The sequence below is a fragment of the Mycobacterium malmoense genome, assembly GCF_019645855.1.
Lineage (GTDB): Bacteria > Actinomycetota > Actinomycetes > Mycobacteriales > Mycobacteriaceae > Mycobacterium > Mycobacterium malmoense.
The window spans coordinates 2,026,525-2,042,538 of the sequence record NZ_CP080999.1; the positions used below are offsets into that span (position 1 = coordinate 2,026,525).

A 16,014-nucleotide genomic window follows, 5' to 3' on the forward strand; every position below is an offset into this window, starting at 1 on the left:
CGGCTACGACGATCCGTTCGTCCCGTCAGCGCCACCATATGTGCCGCCGCTGCCGCCGATGCCCCCATTCCCACCGTTGACGCCGTTACCGCCGTTACCGCCGAAGCCGATGAGCGCCGGCTCGAAGGAGCCGTCGGAAGTTAAGCCAGCGTTGCCGCCGTTGCCGCCATCGGCAGCCTCGACGCCGCTGCCGCCGGTGCCGCCATGCCCGCCGACGCCGATGCTGAGTAGCCCGCCGCCGTCGCCGCCGTCACCGCCATGGCCGCCGGTTCCAATGTGAGTGGAGCTGCCAAAACCGCCGACGCCGCCGACGCCGCCGAGGCCCGCACCGATGAGCGCGGCGCCCTGGCCGCCGTGGCCGCCGGCGCCACCGGTGTCGGTGGCGAACCCGCCGACGCCGCCGACGCCGCCGAGACCTGCGCCGATGAGCGCGGCGCCCACGCCGCCCTGGCCGCCCGCGCCGCCGGTGTCGGTGCCGGTGCCCCCGATGCTGCCGGCGCCGCCGACACCCGCGCCGATGAGCGCGGCGCCCACGCCGCCCTGGCCGCCCGCGCCGCCGGTGTCGGTGCCGGTGCCCCCGGCGCCGCCGGCACCGCCGACGCCCGCGCCGATGAGCGCAGAGGCCTCGCCGCCCTGGCCGCCGATGCCGCCGATGTCATGGGCGGTGCCGCCGGTGCCGCCGGCACCGCCCATGCCAAAGAGCAGACCGTCTCCGGCGCCGCCGGTGCCCCCGGCACCACCGGCGGTATAGCCCTTTCCGCCGGCGCCGGCCGCACCGCCGACTGCTCCGAGTCCGCTGCTAGCGCCGCCGTTGCCGCCGGCCCCGCCAGTTCCATTGACAGCCTCACCGCCAGCACCGCCGTTGCCTCCCGAGCCGAGCAATGGGGCGTCGCCGCCGGCCCCGCCAGCACCACCTGTCGCGCCAGCAACGGTCGTCGCACCTCCGGCACCGCCGGCGCCACCGTTGCCGAACAGCCACCCGCCATGACCGCCGGCACCGCCGGCCCCGCCCAAAAAGCCGTTGCCGCCTCCTCCGCCGTTACCGATCAATCCCGCCACGCCACCGTTGCCGCCGACCTCGCTAGTGGTGCCGCTGGTGAAGCTGTAGCCCGTACCACCATTGCCGTACAAGATCCCGCCCGCCCCGCCGTTGGGATTGGCCGCCGTGCCGGCGGCACCGTTGCCGATGAGCGGGCGGCCCAACAGCGCGTTGGTCGGCGCATTGATCAATCCCAGCGCGTCCTGTTCGAACGTCTGTAACTGCGGCGCGTTCGCCGCCTCGGCGCTCGCATACGCTTCAGAAGCCGCACTCAGCGCTTGCACAAACTTCGAGTGAAACGTCGCCGCCTGGGCGTTCAGCGCCTGGTACGCCGACGCATATTCGGAAAATGCCGACGCAACGGCCGCCGACACCTCGTCAGCACCGGCCGCCAGTACCCCCGTCGTGGGCACTTCTGCCGCTGCGTGGGCTGCAGTCAGTGTCGAGCCGATGCCGAACAGGTCCTGCGCCACCGCCGTTAGCATCTCTGGAGTTGCGATCACGAACACGCGAGATACCTCCTACAAAAGTCACGCCACACCTAGGGATCACTACGTATTCGACACGTGACCACTAGCCACAGGTAATTTATCCCAGGGCGGCACCGCATGCCGGGTCTCCCGCAGATGTTTGTCCGTCCGCCGCGCCCAGCTGCCGCATCGCGTACTGAGTTGTTAACGCTCGCATCGATTTTTTTCGGGCTGGCCAAACCCATCGGCCAGCGCCGCGGAGGCCATCCCGGGTTACATCTCGGCGCGGTCGGGTACCCAGCGGATGCCCGTGTAGCCGGCGTCAATCGAGGGGATGTGAGGAGACGCAATGAAACACGCAGAAAAAGACTACTCAGGCAGGGTGGGCATGCCGCGTTCGCGCGGGGCGGTCAGCGGCGTGCTCCTTGTCATCTTGGGTGCTTGGGGCGCCTTGATACCGTTCGTCGGCCCCCACCTCAACTTCGCCTACACACCCGATAAGGACTGGGTATGGACGTCGGCCCGGGGCTGGCTCGAAGTCCTGCCCGGTGCCGCCACCGCGGTGGGTGGACTGCTGCTCATCGTTTCGGCAAATCGGGTCGGCGCGATGGTGGGCGGCTGGCTGGCCGTCCTGGCCGGCGCGTGGTTTGTCGTCGGCGGTCAGGTCGCGCCGCTGTTGGGAATCGGGTCGGTCGGCGATCCGGTCGCGGCGACCGAGCGCAAACGCGCCGCGCTGGAGGTTTCCTATTTCTCCGGTCTGGGTGCCCTGATCGTCTTCGTGGCCGGGGTGGCGCTGGCGCGCACGGCGGCGCGGCTGGCCCGCGATGTGGAACCCCTGGCCGCCGAGCCATACGCGCCCGACGCGTCATCGGGTGCGCTGACCAAGCCGCGGGATGGGCTCGCGTCTTCGGCGGCCGAGCCCAGGCGCGGGTGGCGCCGCCGGCGCGCGGGCGCGCCGCCGGGATCGCCGGGCGCCGCGTATCTGCGGTGGCCGCATCCGCAGCAGTGATCGCGTCGAGCGTCAGAGCAATCCGAGCAACTGCAGGTCGGTGACGTACTTGACGATGATCGGCGCCGAGACGTGCGGAATGTCTTTGTCCGGGCCGATTTTCGCCTCCTGCACCGCGGCGCGGAACCGGTCGGTCGGCGCCAGCGATCCGCGGATCGGCTTTTCCGGCTTCTGGTAGTTGTGCAACAGCGGCAGCAGCGAGTACTGGCGCTGCCGCTCCGGCAGGGCCCGCATCGACCCTTCGAACCGGCGCAACCATTCGCCGTAGTCGGCGATGCGCTGGATCGGGTAGCCCGCGATGGCTGGGTCGATGAGCCAGTCGACGTACTCGTCGAGGCCGATGCCGTCGTCGTACGGGTTCATCACGTGATACGTCTGGTAGCTGGGCCCGTTCTCCAGGGCCTGGGCACCCAGCGTGCAGATCGCCTCCGCGATGAACTCGACGGGCAGGCCGTCATAGTGGGCGCGCTGCCGGTTGCCCTCGGGGTCGAACTCGTAGAACGAACCGGGCGCGATTCCCGTCGCGACCAGGCTCAGCATCAGCCGGGTGAACATGTCCGGCAGGTTGAGCTGCCCCGCGTAGGTGGTGTCGGCCAGGATCATGTCGCACCGGAACACCGCGACCGGCAGGCCGCACAGGTCGTGGGCCTCGCGCAGCAGCACCTCGCCGGCCCACTTGCTGTTGCCGTAGCCGTTGGCGTAGCCGTCGTTGACCTGGCGGGTCGGGCTGATCTCCCGGATGTCGGCGTCCTCGACGAACGTGCCCGGCCCGATCTGGTCGCCCACCCCGATCGTCGACACGTAGGTGTACGGCTTCAGCTTCGTGGTGAGCGCGATCCGGATCAGCTCGGCGGTGCCCACCGCATTGGGGCCGAACAGCTCGCTGTACGGCAGCACGTGGTTGACCAGCGCCGCGGGGTCGACGATCAGGTCGACGGTGTCGGCCAGCCGCTGCCAGGTCCGCTGGTCCAGGCCGAGGTTGGCCTCGCCCTTGTCGCCGGCGATGACCTCGAGGTGGTCGCCGGCCAGTTCCCGGTAGTGCGCCAACAGCTTGGGGTCGCCGCTATCGAAGGTCTTGTCCAGCCGTTGCCGCGCGGCGGCGTTGTCCTTGGCCCGCACCAGGGCGATCACCTTGCCGTCGACCAGGTCCATCCGCTCCAGCCATTCCAGGGCCAGGTAGCGGCCCAGGAAACCCGTTGCGCCGGTGAGCAACACGGTGCGCACCTCGGAACCGGGCCGCGGCAGCGTGGGCGCGGCGGCCAGCGTCTTCGTGTCGATGAACTTGTCCAGCGTGAGGTCGCTCGCGCGCACCTCGACCGCGTCCCGGCCATGTACCAAGGCGAAGGTGGGCCGCTTCGTGCCCTGCCGCTCGCCCTCGATGTAGCCGGCGATGGCCGCCAAGTCGTTGGCCGGGCTGACGATGACACCCACCGGCACGTCGATGTCGAAGATCTCGCGCAGCAGGTTGCCGAATGTCAACGCCGACAACGAGTCTCCGCCCAGGTCGGTGAAGTGCGAATCGGGTGACAGGTCGGTGGTCGACGCGCCCAGCAGGGCGGCCGCGGCCCGGCTCACCGTCTGCAGCACGGGTGCCTCGGCGCCGCTGCGGCGCAGTTCGGCCAACTCGTTGGCCTGGCCCTCGGCCAGCTCAGCGTAGAGCCGTTCCAGCCGTTCGCCGTAGTGCTGCTTGAGCTTCGGCCACGCCAGCTTGCGGATGCCGGTGAGCAGACCGTTCTCCAGGGTGAACGGCGTGGTCTCGATGATGAAGTCGCGGGGCACCTCGTAGGACTGCAGGCCGGCCTCTTTGGCGACGTTCTGCAGCGAATCGGCGATCAGCGGCTTGAGCGCCTCAATATCGTTGTTAGCCAACGCATCTGGTGTGGGCACCACGACCGCCAACAGGTAAGGGTGCGCGCTGTTGCCGTAGACGTAGATCTGCCGGACCAGTGGGCTGTTGCCGAACGCGGCCTCCAGCTTCGCGAGGGTGACGAACTCGCCCTGCGCGAGCTTGAGCACGTTGTTGCGGCGATCGACGTAGACCAGCCGGCCGGGACCGACCTCGGCGACGACGTCTCCGGTCCGGTAGTACCCGTCGGCGTCGAATACGTCGGCGGTGACCTGCGGCCGCTTGTAGTAGCCGGGGAACATGTTCTCGGTCTTCAGCAGCAACTCGCCCCGCGGATGCGGCCGGTCGGTGGAGAAGTAGCCCAGGTCCGGGACGTCGACCAGCTTGTAGTCGATGACGGGCGGGCGTTGCACTTCGCCGTCGAACAAGACCATCCCGGCCTCGGTGGAGCCGTAGCCGTCCAGCAGATGCATCTCGAGCAGGGACTCGACCCACTCCTTCAGCTCCGGGGAGGTGGGCGCCGAGCCCGTCATCGCGAAGATGAACCGCCCGCCCAGCAGGTACTGCCGCTGTTCCTGAAGGACCTCGGTTTCGGCGGCGCGACGGGCCGCCTCGTCGGCGCCGTCGACGAGCCGCCGGTCCACCTGGCGCTGGAACTCGCCGAACAGGGTCTCCCAGATGCGCGGCACGAAGTTCAGCTCGGTGGGGCGCACCAGCTCGAGGTCCTCGAGCAGCGTCGAGAGGTCGCTCTTGGCGGCGAAGTAGGCGGTGCCGCCGTTGCCGAGCGTGCCGTAGAGGATGCCGCGCCCCATGACGTGGCTCATCGGCATGAAGTTGAGGGTGATCGACGCGGCGCTCTCCCCAAACCAGTTTCTGCTCGACCGGCGCCACATCTTGCCGACGTTGCTCTGCGGGTACATCGCGCCCTTGGGTGCGCCGGTGCTGCCGGAGGTGTAGATCAGCAGGGCCAGCGGGTCTTGCTCTTCGGGTGCCACGACGACCGTTGCCGGCAGCGCGCGCCCGCGCTCGACGGCGTCGGGCAGGGTCTCGACGGTGACCGTCGTGTCCGCCAGCCGCCCGCGAGCGGTTTCGACGGCCTCGCGGTGGTCGTCGACCTCGGGGTGGTAGTCGAACACCACCAGCTTGGCGGGCCCGGGGCCGGCTTGAATGCCGCTCAGGATCAGCTCGACGGCGTCGGGCAGTTGGTCCACGCTCGCCGCGATCACGCTGGGCTCGGTCTCGGCCACGATCGGCTGCAGCTGGGTGATCGCCGCGCTGGTCTGCAGCGGGACCGACACCGCGCCGATGGTGCCCAGCGCCACGTCGATGGTGGTGTAGTCGACGCTGTTGAAGCCCAGCGCGCAGACCCGGTCACCGGGCCGCACCGAGTCGTGGGTCAGGGCGCGGGCCAGCGCGTCGACGCGCTCGCCCAGTTCGCGGTAGGTGACGGTCTCGAAGCGGGGGAGCAGCTCGGCGACGGTCCGTCCGGTCTTGGGGTCCCTGACGAACTCCACGGCGCGCCGCCCCAACGCCGGCCGGTCGGCGTAGCCCTCCAGCACGGTCGCCACGATCTGCGGCAATCGCAGCCCGGGCCGCTCAAGGGCCGCGGCGACCGCCGGGTCGGGCCGGGCGGCGGCGAACTGGGGGTCGCTGGCGGATAGGTCCTCGATGCGGCGGGCGAGCCGCTCGTCATAGGTAACAGTCGACATAACGATTCCCTCTTATCGGCCAAGAAGCTTAGGTGGTTCGATCGCGCGACGTTGCGCTGATAGATAGAACGTTAGCTAAACTAACGGGTATTCCTCAATGACCACCCGCCCACCGATGGTGTGAGATTTCGCACCCCGGCCGCGGGGTCTACAGCTCGCCCAGGATCCGGCCCAGGATGTCGAGGCCCTCGACCAGTAGCTCGTCGCTGATGGTCAGCGGCGGCAGCAGCCGGATGACGTTGCCGAACATGCCGCAGGTCAACACGATGACCCCGGCCGCATGGGCCGCGGCGGCCAGCCTTTCGGTCAGTTCGGCGTCGGGGTCGGCGGTTCCCGACTTGACCAGCTCGATGGCGATCATGGCGCCGCGGCCGCGGACGTCGCCGATCCGGTCGTCGCCCGCCTGGAGCCGCAGCAGCCGCTCGGTCATTATTCGTTCGAGCTGCCGTGCCCGCTCGATGAGGCCGTCGCTCTCGATGGTCGCGATGGTGGCCAGCGCCGCCGCGCAGGCGACCGGGTTGCCGCCGAACGTGCCGCCCAGGCCGCCGACGTGCGGGGCGTCCATGATCTCGGCCCGGCCGGTCACCGCCGACAGCGGCAGTCCGTCGGCGATGGCCTTGGCGGTGCAGATCAGGTCGGGCTCCAAGCCGTCGGGGCCCTCGTGCTCGCAGGCGAACATCGCGCCGGTGCGCGCGAATCCGGTTTGCACCTCGTCGGCGATGAACACGACGCCGTTCTTGCGACACCAGTCCAGCAGGGCGGGCAGAAACCCCTCGGCCGGGACGATGAAGCCGCCTTCGCCGGCAATGGGCTCGATGAGGACGGCGGCGAGGTTGGCGGCGCCGACTTGGCTGTCGATGACACCGATGGCCCGGGCGGCGGCCTTGTCCCCGTCGGTGGCCAGTTCCTTGTCGAGCAGGCCGTCCCGGTAGGGGTAGGACAGCGGCGCCCGGTAGACCTCGGGCGCGAACGGACCGAAGCCGCTCTTGTAGGGCATGGACTTGGCGGTCAGTGCCATCGCCAGGTTGGTGCGGCCGTGGTAGGCGTGGTTGAACGCCACGACGGCGGGCTTGCGGGTGTAGGAACGCGCGACCTTGACGGCGTTCTCGACCGCTTCGGCGCCGGAATTGAACAGCACCGTGCGCTTCTCGCCCGTGCCAGGTGTGATCCGGTTGAGCTCCTCGGCGACGGCGACGTACCCCTCGTACGGGGCGACCATGAAGCAGGTGTGCGTGAAGTCGGCCACCTGCGCGCGCACCGCGTCCACCACGCGGGGCGACGAGTTGCCGATCGTGGTGACCGCGATGCCGGAACCCAGGTCGATGAGCCGGTTCCCGTCGACGTCCTCGACGATGCCGCCGCCGGCGCGGGCCACGAACACCCGCAGGGAGACGTTCACCGCGCGGGACACCGCCGCGGCCCGGCGTCTGTTCAGCTCCAGCGATGCGGGCCCGGGGATTTCGGTGACCAGCTGGCGACTCTGTTCGAGGCTGGCCACGACATCCCTCCTCACCGCGGCGCGGCTGTCACGTCGCGGATAAAGCCTATCTGGTTGGCCGGGGGTCAGCCGGGCGGAGCGGGCGCGGTTGGGGACCTGCGGTGATGGCAGACTGACCGTTACGAGGTGCGCATTAGCGCCGTATCGAACACGAAAGACAGGCGCGTAATGGAGAGTTTGGTCTTGTTCTTGCCGTTCCTGCTCATCATGGGCGGCTTCATGTACTTCGCGTCGCGTCGCCAGCGGCGAGCGATGCAGGCCACCATCGACCTGCAGGAGTCGCTGCGGCCGGGCGACCGGGTGCACACCACGTCCGGGCTGCAGGCCACCGTCGTCGCGATCGCCGACGACACCGTCGACCTCGAGATCGCGCCGGGCGTGGTGACCACGTGGATGAAGCTGGCCGTCCGCGACCGGATCCTGCCGGACGACGACCTCGACGGTGCCGATGGTGCCGACGATTTGGAAGAATCCGACGAACGGGATGATTCCGCCGACTCCGCCGACGAGAGCCGGGTCATCAAGGATTCTTGACACGCCGCACGCGCGAAGGGAATGCACGTAGGCTCTGTCGGGACAAGAAACCGAATTCTCAAGGAGATATAAGGAACGTGGCATCGTCTTCGGCGCCGGTGCACCCCGCCCGCTACATATCGGTTTTCTTGTTCCTGCTCATCGGCGTCTACCTGCTGGTGTTTCTGACGGGCGACAAGCGCGCCGCCCCCAAGCTCGGCATCGACCTGCAGGGCGGCACCCGCGTCACGTTGACCGCTCGCACCCCGGACGGCTCGGCGCCGAGCCGGGAGGCCCTGGCACAGGCGCAGCAGATCATCAGCGCGCGGGTCAACGGGCTCGGCGTGTCCGGGTCGGAGGTCGTTGTCGACGGCGACAACCTGGTCATCACGGTGCCCGGGAACGACGGCAACGAGGCCCGCAACCTCGGACAGACCGCGCGGCTCTACATCCGGCCGGTGCTCAACTCGGTGCCGGCGCAGAGCGCCGAGCCCAAGCCGCCGCCCCACCAGCCCGCCGGACCGGCGCCCGGGGCCCCTGCCGGACCGGGTGGACCGGCACCCGGCCAACTGGGGCCGGGACCCGGCCAATTGGCGCCGGGACCGGGCCAACTGGCACCGGCACCGGGCCAACTGGCGCCGGGACCCGGCCAACTGGCACCGGCACCGGGCCAACCGGCGCCGACCGGCCAACCGGGCACCCAACCGCGGCCCTACCCGCAGGACCCGCCGCCGACACCCAGCCCGGAGCCGGCTCCGGCCCCGGCTTCTGGGGCGCCGGCCGAGCAGCCCGCGCCGTCGGCCGAGCAGCCGGCCCCGCCGGACCCGCGCAAGGATCTCGCCGAGCGCATCGACGATGAGAAGAAGTGGCGGCAGAGCACCCGCCAGGGCATTCAGTTCCTGGCCCTGCAGTTCCAGGCGACCCAGTGCGACAAAAAAGACATCCTGGCCGGCAACGACGACCCGGCCCTGCCGCTGGTGACCTGCTCGACCGACCACAAGGTGGCGTACCTGCTGGGGCCGTCGATCATCAGCGGCGACCAGATCCAGAACGCCACGTCGGGCATGAACCAGCACGGCATCGGCTACGTCGTCGATCTGCAGTTCAAGCCGGCGGCGGCAAACACCTGGGCGGACTTCACCGCGGCCCACATCGGCACCCAGACCGCCTTCACGCTGGACTCGCAGGTCGTCAGCGCCCCGATGATCCAAGAGGCCATCCCCGGCGGCCGCACCCAGATCACCGGGGGAGATCCGCCGTTCACCGCCGCATCCGCGCGCCAGCTGGCCAACGTCCTGAAATACGGGTCGCTGCCGCTGTCCTTCGAATCGTCGGAAGCTCAAACCGTTTCGGCGACACTGGGATTGACCTCGCTACGCGCGGGTCTGATCGCCGGTGCGATCGGCTTGCTGTTGGTGTTGCTGTATTCGTTGGCGTACTACCGGATACTCGGATTGCTCACGGCGTTGTCGTTAGTTGCTTCCGGCGCAATGGTTTTCGCGATCCTGGTGCTCCTGGGCCGATATATCAACTACACCCTGGACCTGGCGGGCATCGCGGGTCTGATCATCGGTATCGGCACCACCGCCGACTCTTTCGTGGTGTTCTTCGAACGCATCAAAGACGAGATCCGCGAAGGCCGTTCGTTCCGTTCGGCGGTGCCGCGGGGCTGGGTGAGGGCACGCAAGACGATAGTGTCGGGCAATGCCGTCACGTTCCTGGCCGCCGCTGTGCTGTATTTCCTGGCGATCGGCCAGGTGAAGGGATTCGCCTTCACTTTGGGCCTCACGACGATCCTCGACCTGGTGGTGGTGTTCCTGGTGACCTGGCCGCTGGTATACCTGGCCTCCAAGTCTTCGAGGCTGGCAAAGCCCGCGTACAACGGCCTGGGAGCGGTTCAGCGGGTCGCCCGCGAACGCCGGGCTTCGGCGCACGTGAAGACGGGACGGGGATAGCGCATGACTTCCTCCAAGGCGTCCAAAGAGAAGACCGAAACCGAGGCGGCCGAAATCACCGAACCGACGTCGGGCGCCGTGGAGCCGACCGACGGCTCCGACCAGCCGCCGCGTCACGGCTTCATTTCCCGGCTCTACACGGGCACGGGCGCGTTCGAGGTGGTCGGACGCCGCCGGCTGTGGTACGGCATCAGCGGAGCGATCGTCGCGGTGGCAATCGCCAGCATCGTCTTGCGGGGCTTCACTTTCGGGATCGATTTCAAGGGCGGCACCACGGTGTCGATGCCCGCCGCGGGCGCGACGGGCACGGTCCAGACCGCGCAGGTGTCCGACGTCTTCCGGAAGACCCTCGGCAGTGAGCCGGAGTCGGTGGTGATCGTCGGCAGCGGCGCGTCGGCGACGGCGCAGATCCGTTCCGAACATCTGTCCAACGACCAGACGACGAAGCTGCGCAACGCCCTGTTCGAGGCGTTCCAGCCCAAGGGCGCCGACGGCAAGCCCAGCAAGCAGGCCATCAGCGACTCGGCGGTGTCGGAGACCTGGGGCGGTCAGATCACCAAGAAGGCGTTGATCGCGCTGGTGGTGTTCCTGGCGCTGGTCAGCCTGTACATCACCGTGCGCTACGAGCGCTACATGGCCATCTCCGCGCTGACGACCATGTGTTTCGACCTGACCGTCACCGCCGGCGTGTACTCACTGGTCGGCTTCGAGGTCAGCCCGGCCACGGTCATCGGCCTGCTGACGATCCTCGGTTTCTCGCTCTACGACACGGTCATCGTGTTCGACAAGGTCGAGGAGAACACCCACGGGTTCCAGCACACCAACCGGCGCACCTTCGCCGAGCAGGCCAACCTGGCGATCAACCAGACGTTCATGCGTTCCATCAACACCAGCCTGATCTCGGTGTTGCCGGTGCTGGCACTGATGGTGGTGGCCGTCTGGTTGCTGGGCGTCGGCACGCTGAAGGACCTGGCGCTGGTGCAGCTGATCGGCATCCTGGTGGGCACCTACTCCTCGATCTTCTTCGCGACCCCGCTGCTGGTCACGCTGCGGGAACGCACCAAGCTGGTGCGCACCCACACCCGCCGGGTCGTCAAACGGCGCAGCCCCGGCTCGCCGGCCGAGGCGGAAACGGCCTCCGACACCTCCGACGGGGAATCGGCCGCGGACACCACCACCGGCGCCGCCGCGTCCAGCTCTCCCGCACCGAGCAAACCGGCGCCGGGCGCGCGCCCGGCGCGGCCGACCGGGACCCGGCGTCCGACCGGCAAGCGGAACGCCGGCCGGCGGTAGGCGCGATGCCCACCTGGTCTCGGCGAACTGGGGGCATTGTCGTCTTGGCCGCGACGTTCGCGGCGGCCTACCCGTTGGCCGCGTGTTCCGGCGGCGCCGCCTCGGAGATCGACTACGTGGTCGACGGGCCGCTGGTCACCTACAACACCAACACGGTCGTGGGTGCCGCGTCGGCGGGAGCGCAGGCGTTTGCCCGCACGCTCACCGGCTTCGGCTATCACGGCCCGGACGGACAGGTCGTGGCCGACCGTGACTTCGGCACCATCTCGGTCGTGGGCGGTGCGCCGCTGGTCCTCGATTACCAGATCGCCGACAACGCCGTCTACTCCGACGGCAAGCCGGTGACCTGCGACGACCTCGTGCTCGCCTGGGCGGCGCAGTCCGGCCGGTTTGCCGGCTTCGACGCCGCCACCCAGGCCGGCTACGTCGACGTCGCCAACGTCGAGTGCATGCCGGGGCAAAAGAAGGCGCGGGTGTCTTTCGTCCCGGACCGCAGCGTCGTCGACTACACCCAGCTCTTCACCGCGACGTCGATGATGCCGTCGCACGTCATCGCCGACCAGCTGAACGTCGACGTGACCGCGGCCCTGCTGAGCAACGACGCGCCGCTGGTGCAGCAGATCGCGAAGCTATGGAACACCGCCTGGGACCTCAAGCCCGGCCTGGACCTGAAGCGCTTCCCGTCGTCGGGACCGTACAAGATCGAATCGATCCTCGACGGTGGCGCGGTGGTGCTCGTCGCCAACGACCGCTGGTGGGGTCCCAAGGCGATCACCAAGCGGATCACGGTGTGGCCGCAGGGGGCCGACATCCAGGACCGGGTCACCAACCGCAGCGTCGACGTGGTCGACGTCGCGGTCGGGTCCTCGGGGGCGCTTGCCACCCCGGACAACTACGAGCGCACCGATTCGCCGTCGGCCGGCATCGAGCAGCTGATCTTTGCGCCGCAGGGACCGTTTTCGCGGGCCAAGGCCCGGCGCGCGTTCGCGCTGTGCACGCCGCGCGACGCGATCGCGCACGACGCCGGGGTGCCGATCGCCAATTCACGCCTGGACCCGGCCACCGACGACGCCCTCGCCGCCGGCGACGGTGCCACCGAGGCGGCGCCGTTCGGCCACGCGGATCCCGCGGCCGCCCGCGACGCGCTGGGTGGCGCGCCGCTGACGGCGCGGATCGGCTACCGGGGACCCAATGCGCGGCTGGCGGTCACCGTCGGCATCATCACCAAATCCTGCGCCGCGGCCGGGATCACGGTCTCCAACGTCAGGCTGGATTCCTCGGGGCCCCAGGCACTCAAGGACGGAAAGATCGACGTGCTGCTGGCCAGCACCGGCGGGGCCACCGGCAGCGGATCGACCGGATCGTCGGCGATGGACGCCTACGACCTGCACAGCGGCAACGGCAACAACCTGTCCGGCTATGCAAATCCCCAAGTCGACAGCGTGATCGGCGCGCTGGCGGTGTCGGCCGACCCCGCCGAGCGGGTCAGGCTGCTGGCGCAAGCGGCCCCGGTACTCTGGGCCGACATGCCGACCCTGCCCCTGTACCGGCAGCAGCGCACGCTGCTGATGTCGAAGAAGATGTATGCCGTCGGCCGGAATCCGACCCGTTGGGGCGCGGGCTGGAACATGGACCGCTGGGCGCTAATACAGTGACCGGTGTCAGCGGGAGGGCGCCGGTGGCCGACCTGATCGCGTCGTTGACGCGGCAGGTCGCCGATTTTCCGCGGCCGGGCGTCCAGTTCAAGGACCTCACCCCGTTGTTCGCCGATCGGGAGGCGATGACGGCGGTGACCGACGCGTTGGCCGGCATCGCGTCCGGCGCCGACCTGGTGGCCGGCATCGACTCCCGCGGCTTTTTGGTCGCGGCGGCCGTCGCCGACCGGCTGGGCATCGGCGTGCTGGCCATCCGCAAGGGCGGCAAGCTGCCGCCCCCGGTGCACGCCGAGCACTACGACCTGGAGTACGGCAGCGCCACCCTGGAGATTCCCGCCGAGGGCGTCGATCTGCGCGGCCGCGACGTCGTGATCGTCGACGACGTGCTGGCCACCGGCGGCACCCTCGCCGCGGCGACGAGGTTGCTGAAACGCGCCGGGGCCAACGTGACGGCGGCGGCGGTGGTCATGGAACTCACCGCGCTGGGCGGCCGCCAGGCGCTCGCGCCGTTGCCGGTGTACAGCTTGAGCCGCGCCTAACCGCCCGACTTTGGCGATATCCTCGAGATCGGAGGTGACCAACGTGGCCGACGATCAGGGCACAACGCAGGCTCTTGACGCGCCCGCGGAGTCGCCGGTGGCCACTGAGCCGGCCGAGACGCTCAAGACGTCCAGCAGCGCCTCACGCCGGGTCCGGGCCCGGCTGGCCCGGCGGATGACCGCCCAGCGCAGCACGCTCAATCCCGTGCTCGAACCGCTGGTGGCGGTGCACCGGGAGATCTATCCCAAGGCGAACCTGTCGATGCTGCAGCGGGCCTTCGAGGTGGCCGACCAAAGGCATGCCACCCAGTTGCGGCATTCCGGTGATCCCTACATCACCCACCCGCTGGCCGTCGCCAACATCCTGGCCGAATTGGGCATGGACACCACCACTTTGGTGGCCGCGCTGCTGCACGACACCGTCGAGGACACCGGCTACACGCTGGAGGCTTTGAGCGAGGAATTCGGCGAGGAGGTGGGCCACCTCGTCGACGGCGTGACCAAGCTGGACCGGGTCGTGCTGGGCAGCGCCGCCGAGGGCGAGACCATCCGCAAGATGATCACCGCCATGGCCCGCGACCCGCGGGTGCTGGTGATCAAGGTCGCCGACCGGCTGCACAACATGCGCACCATGCGCTTCCTGCCCCCGGAAAAGCAGGCCCGCAAGGCCCGCGAGACGCTGGAAGTCATTGCGCCCCTGGCGCATCGGCTGGGGATGGCCAGCGTCAAGTGGGAGCTGGAAGACCTGTCGTTCGCGATCCTGCACCCCAAGAAGTACGAGGAGATCGTCCGGCTGGTCGCCGGCCGCGCGCCGTCCCGCGACACCTACCTGGCCAAGGTCCGCACCGAGATCGTCAACACCCTGGGTGCGTCGAAGATCAAGGCGACGGTGGAGGGCCGGCCCAAGCACTATTGGTCGATCTACCAGAAGATGATCGTCAAGGGCCGCGACTTCGACGACATCCACGACCTGGTCGGCATCCGCATCCTGTGCGACGAGATCCGCGACTGTTATGCCGCCGTCGGCGTGGTGCATTCGCTGTGGCAGCCGATGGCGGGGCGGTTCAAGGACTACATCGCCCAGCCGCGGTACGGTGTGTACCAGTCGCTGCACACCACCGTGGTCGGGCCGGAGGGCAAGCCGCTGGAGGTGCAGATCCGCACCCGCGACATGCACCGCACCGCCGAATACGGCATCGCCGCGCACTGGCGCTACAAGGAAGCCAAGGGCCGCAACGGCGTTCCGCACCCGCACGCCGCCGCCGAGATCGACGACATGGCCTGGATGCGTCAGCTGCTCGACTGGCAGCGGGAGGCCGCCGACCCGGGTGAGTTCCTGGAGTCGCTGCGCTACGACCTCGCGGTGCAAGAGCTTTTCGTCTTCACCCCCAAGGGCGACGTCATCACGCTGCCGACCGGGTCGACGCCGGTGGACTTCGCCTACGCGGTGCACACCGAGGTCGGCCACCGCTGCATCGGCGCCCGGGTCAACGGGCGGCTGGTGGCGCTGGAACGCAAGCTCGAAAACGGCGAAGTCGTCGAGGTTTTCACGTCCAAGGCGCCCAACGCCGGGCCGTCGCGCGACTGGCAGCAGTTCGTGGTGTCCCCGCGCGCGAAGACGAAGATCCGGCAGTGGTTCGCCAAGGAACGCCGGGAGGAGGCGCTGGAGGCCGGCAAGGAGGCGATGGCCCGCGAGGTACGCCGGGGCGGACTTCCGTTGCAGCGCTTGGTGAATGGCGAGTCCATGGCGGCGGTGGCCCGCGAGCTGCATTACACCGACGTGTCCGCGCTCTACACCGCCATCGGGGAGGGGCACGTGTCGGCCCGGCACGCCGTGCAGCGGCTGCTGGCCGAGCTCGGCGGCATCGACCAGGCCGAGGAGGAGCTGGCCGAGCGGTCGACGCCGGCGACCATGCTGCGCCGCCCGCGCAGCACCGACGACGTCGGGGTCTCGGTCCCCGGCGCCCCGGGGGTGCTGACCAAGCTGGCCAAGTGCTGCACGCCGGTGCCGGGCGACCAGATCATGGGCTTCGTCACCCGCGGCGGTGGGGTCAGCGTGCACCGCACCGACTGCACCAATGCCGCGTCGCTGCAACAACAATCCGAGCGCATCATCGAGGTGCTGTGGGCGCCGTCGGCGTCGTCGGTGTTCCTGGTGGCCATTCAGGTCGAGGCGCTCGACCGGCACCGGCTGCTGTCGGACATCACGCGGGTGCTGGCCGACGAGAAGGTCAACATCCTGTCGGCGTCGGTCACCACGTCCGGCGACCGGGTGGCGATCAGCCGGTTCACCTTCGAGATGGGTGACCCCAAGCACCTCGGGCACCTGCTCAACGTCGTGCGCAACGTCGAAGGCGTCTACGACGTCTACCGCGTGACGTCCGCCGCCTGACGGCGATCGAGTGTGCGCCTACGGCTTTCGCAGTGAATCCTGGGCGCAAATTTGGCCCAAAATCACACCGTCAGCTCACACGCGATGCCCGAACGG

The 16,014-nt window shown here is 69.2% G+C and carries 10 protein-coding genes; 7 read left to right on the forward strand and 3 right to left on the reverse strand.

Features of this window, described 5'->3' with window-relative positions:
- Positions 1-3: 3 nt before the first annotated feature.
- Positions 4-1,524, reverse strand: a complete 1,521-nt coding sequence (locus K3U93_RS09570; protein WP_083011378.1) for a PE family protein — start codon at positions 1,522-1,524, stop codon at positions 4-6.
- Positions 1,525-1,858: 334 nt separating this feature from the next.
- Between K3U93_RS09570 and K3U93_RS09575 the strand changes: the two genes are divergently transcribed.
- A complete protein-coding gene (locus K3U93_RS09575; protein WP_083011379.1) occupies positions 1,859-2,518 on the forward strand; it encodes a hypothetical protein in 660 nt (219 codons plus the stop codon).
- Positions 2,519-2,530: 12 nt separating this feature from the next.
- Here K3U93_RS09575 and car read toward each other — a convergent pair whose 3' ends face one another.
- Positions 2,531-6,073, reverse strand: coding sequence for a carboxylic acid reductase (gene car, locus K3U93_RS09580; RefSeq protein ID WP_083011380.1), 3,543 nt, complete (start codon positions 6,071-6,073; stop codon positions 2,531-2,533).
- A gap of 148 nt (positions 6,074-6,221) precedes the next feature.
- Complete coding sequence (gabT, locus tag K3U93_RS09585; RefSeq protein WP_083011381.1) at positions 6,222-7,571, reverse strand: 4-aminobutyrate--2-oxoglutarate transaminase; 1,350 nt, start codon at positions 7,569-7,571, stop codon at positions 6,222-6,224.
- A gap of 168 nt (positions 7,572-7,739) precedes the next feature.
- Here gabT and yajC point away from each other — a divergent pair, with 168 nt between their 5' ends.
- The 6 genes from yajC (at position 7,740) to K3U93_RS09615 (ending at position 15,918) form a co-directional block, all read left to right on the forward strand.
- Positions 7,740-8,105 (forward strand): preprotein translocase subunit YajC, encoded by a 366-nt coding sequence (gene yajC / locus K3U93_RS09590; RefSeq protein WP_083011382.1) that lies wholly within the window; start codon positions 7,740-7,742, stop codon positions 8,103-8,105.
- Positions 8,106-8,182: 77 nt separating this feature from the next.
- Entirely contained in the window at positions 8,183-10,039 is a 1,857-nt protein-coding gene (gene secD, locus K3U93_RS09595; protein ID WP_083011383.1) for a protein translocase subunit SecD, read from the forward strand.
- Positions 10,040-10,042: 3 nt separating this feature from the next.
- Positions 10,043-11,332 (forward strand): protein translocase subunit SecF, encoded by a 1,290-nt coding sequence (gene secF / locus K3U93_RS09600; protein WP_071511493.1) that lies wholly within the window; start codon positions 10,043-10,045, stop codon positions 11,330-11,332.
- 5 nt (positions 11,333-11,337) lie between these two features.
- Positions 11,338-12,987 (forward strand): ABC transporter substrate-binding protein, encoded by a 1,650-nt coding sequence (locus K3U93_RS09605; protein ID WP_071511492.1) that lies wholly within the window; start codon positions 11,338-11,340, stop codon positions 12,985-12,987.
- On the forward strand, positions 12,984-13,526 hold the full coding sequence (locus K3U93_RS09610; RefSeq protein WP_176220020.1) for an adenine phosphoribosyltransferase: 543 nt from the start codon (positions 12,984-12,986) through the stop codon (positions 13,524-13,526). The genes K3U93_RS09605 and K3U93_RS09610 overlap by 4 nt, the downstream gene beginning before the upstream one ends.
- Positions 13,527-13,569: 43 nt before the next feature.
- Positions 13,570-15,918 (forward strand): RelA/SpoT family protein, encoded by a 2,349-nt coding sequence (locus K3U93_RS09615; protein ID WP_071511516.1) that lies wholly within the window; start codon positions 13,570-13,572, stop codon positions 15,916-15,918.
- Positions 15,919-16,014: the final 96 nt, after the last annotated feature.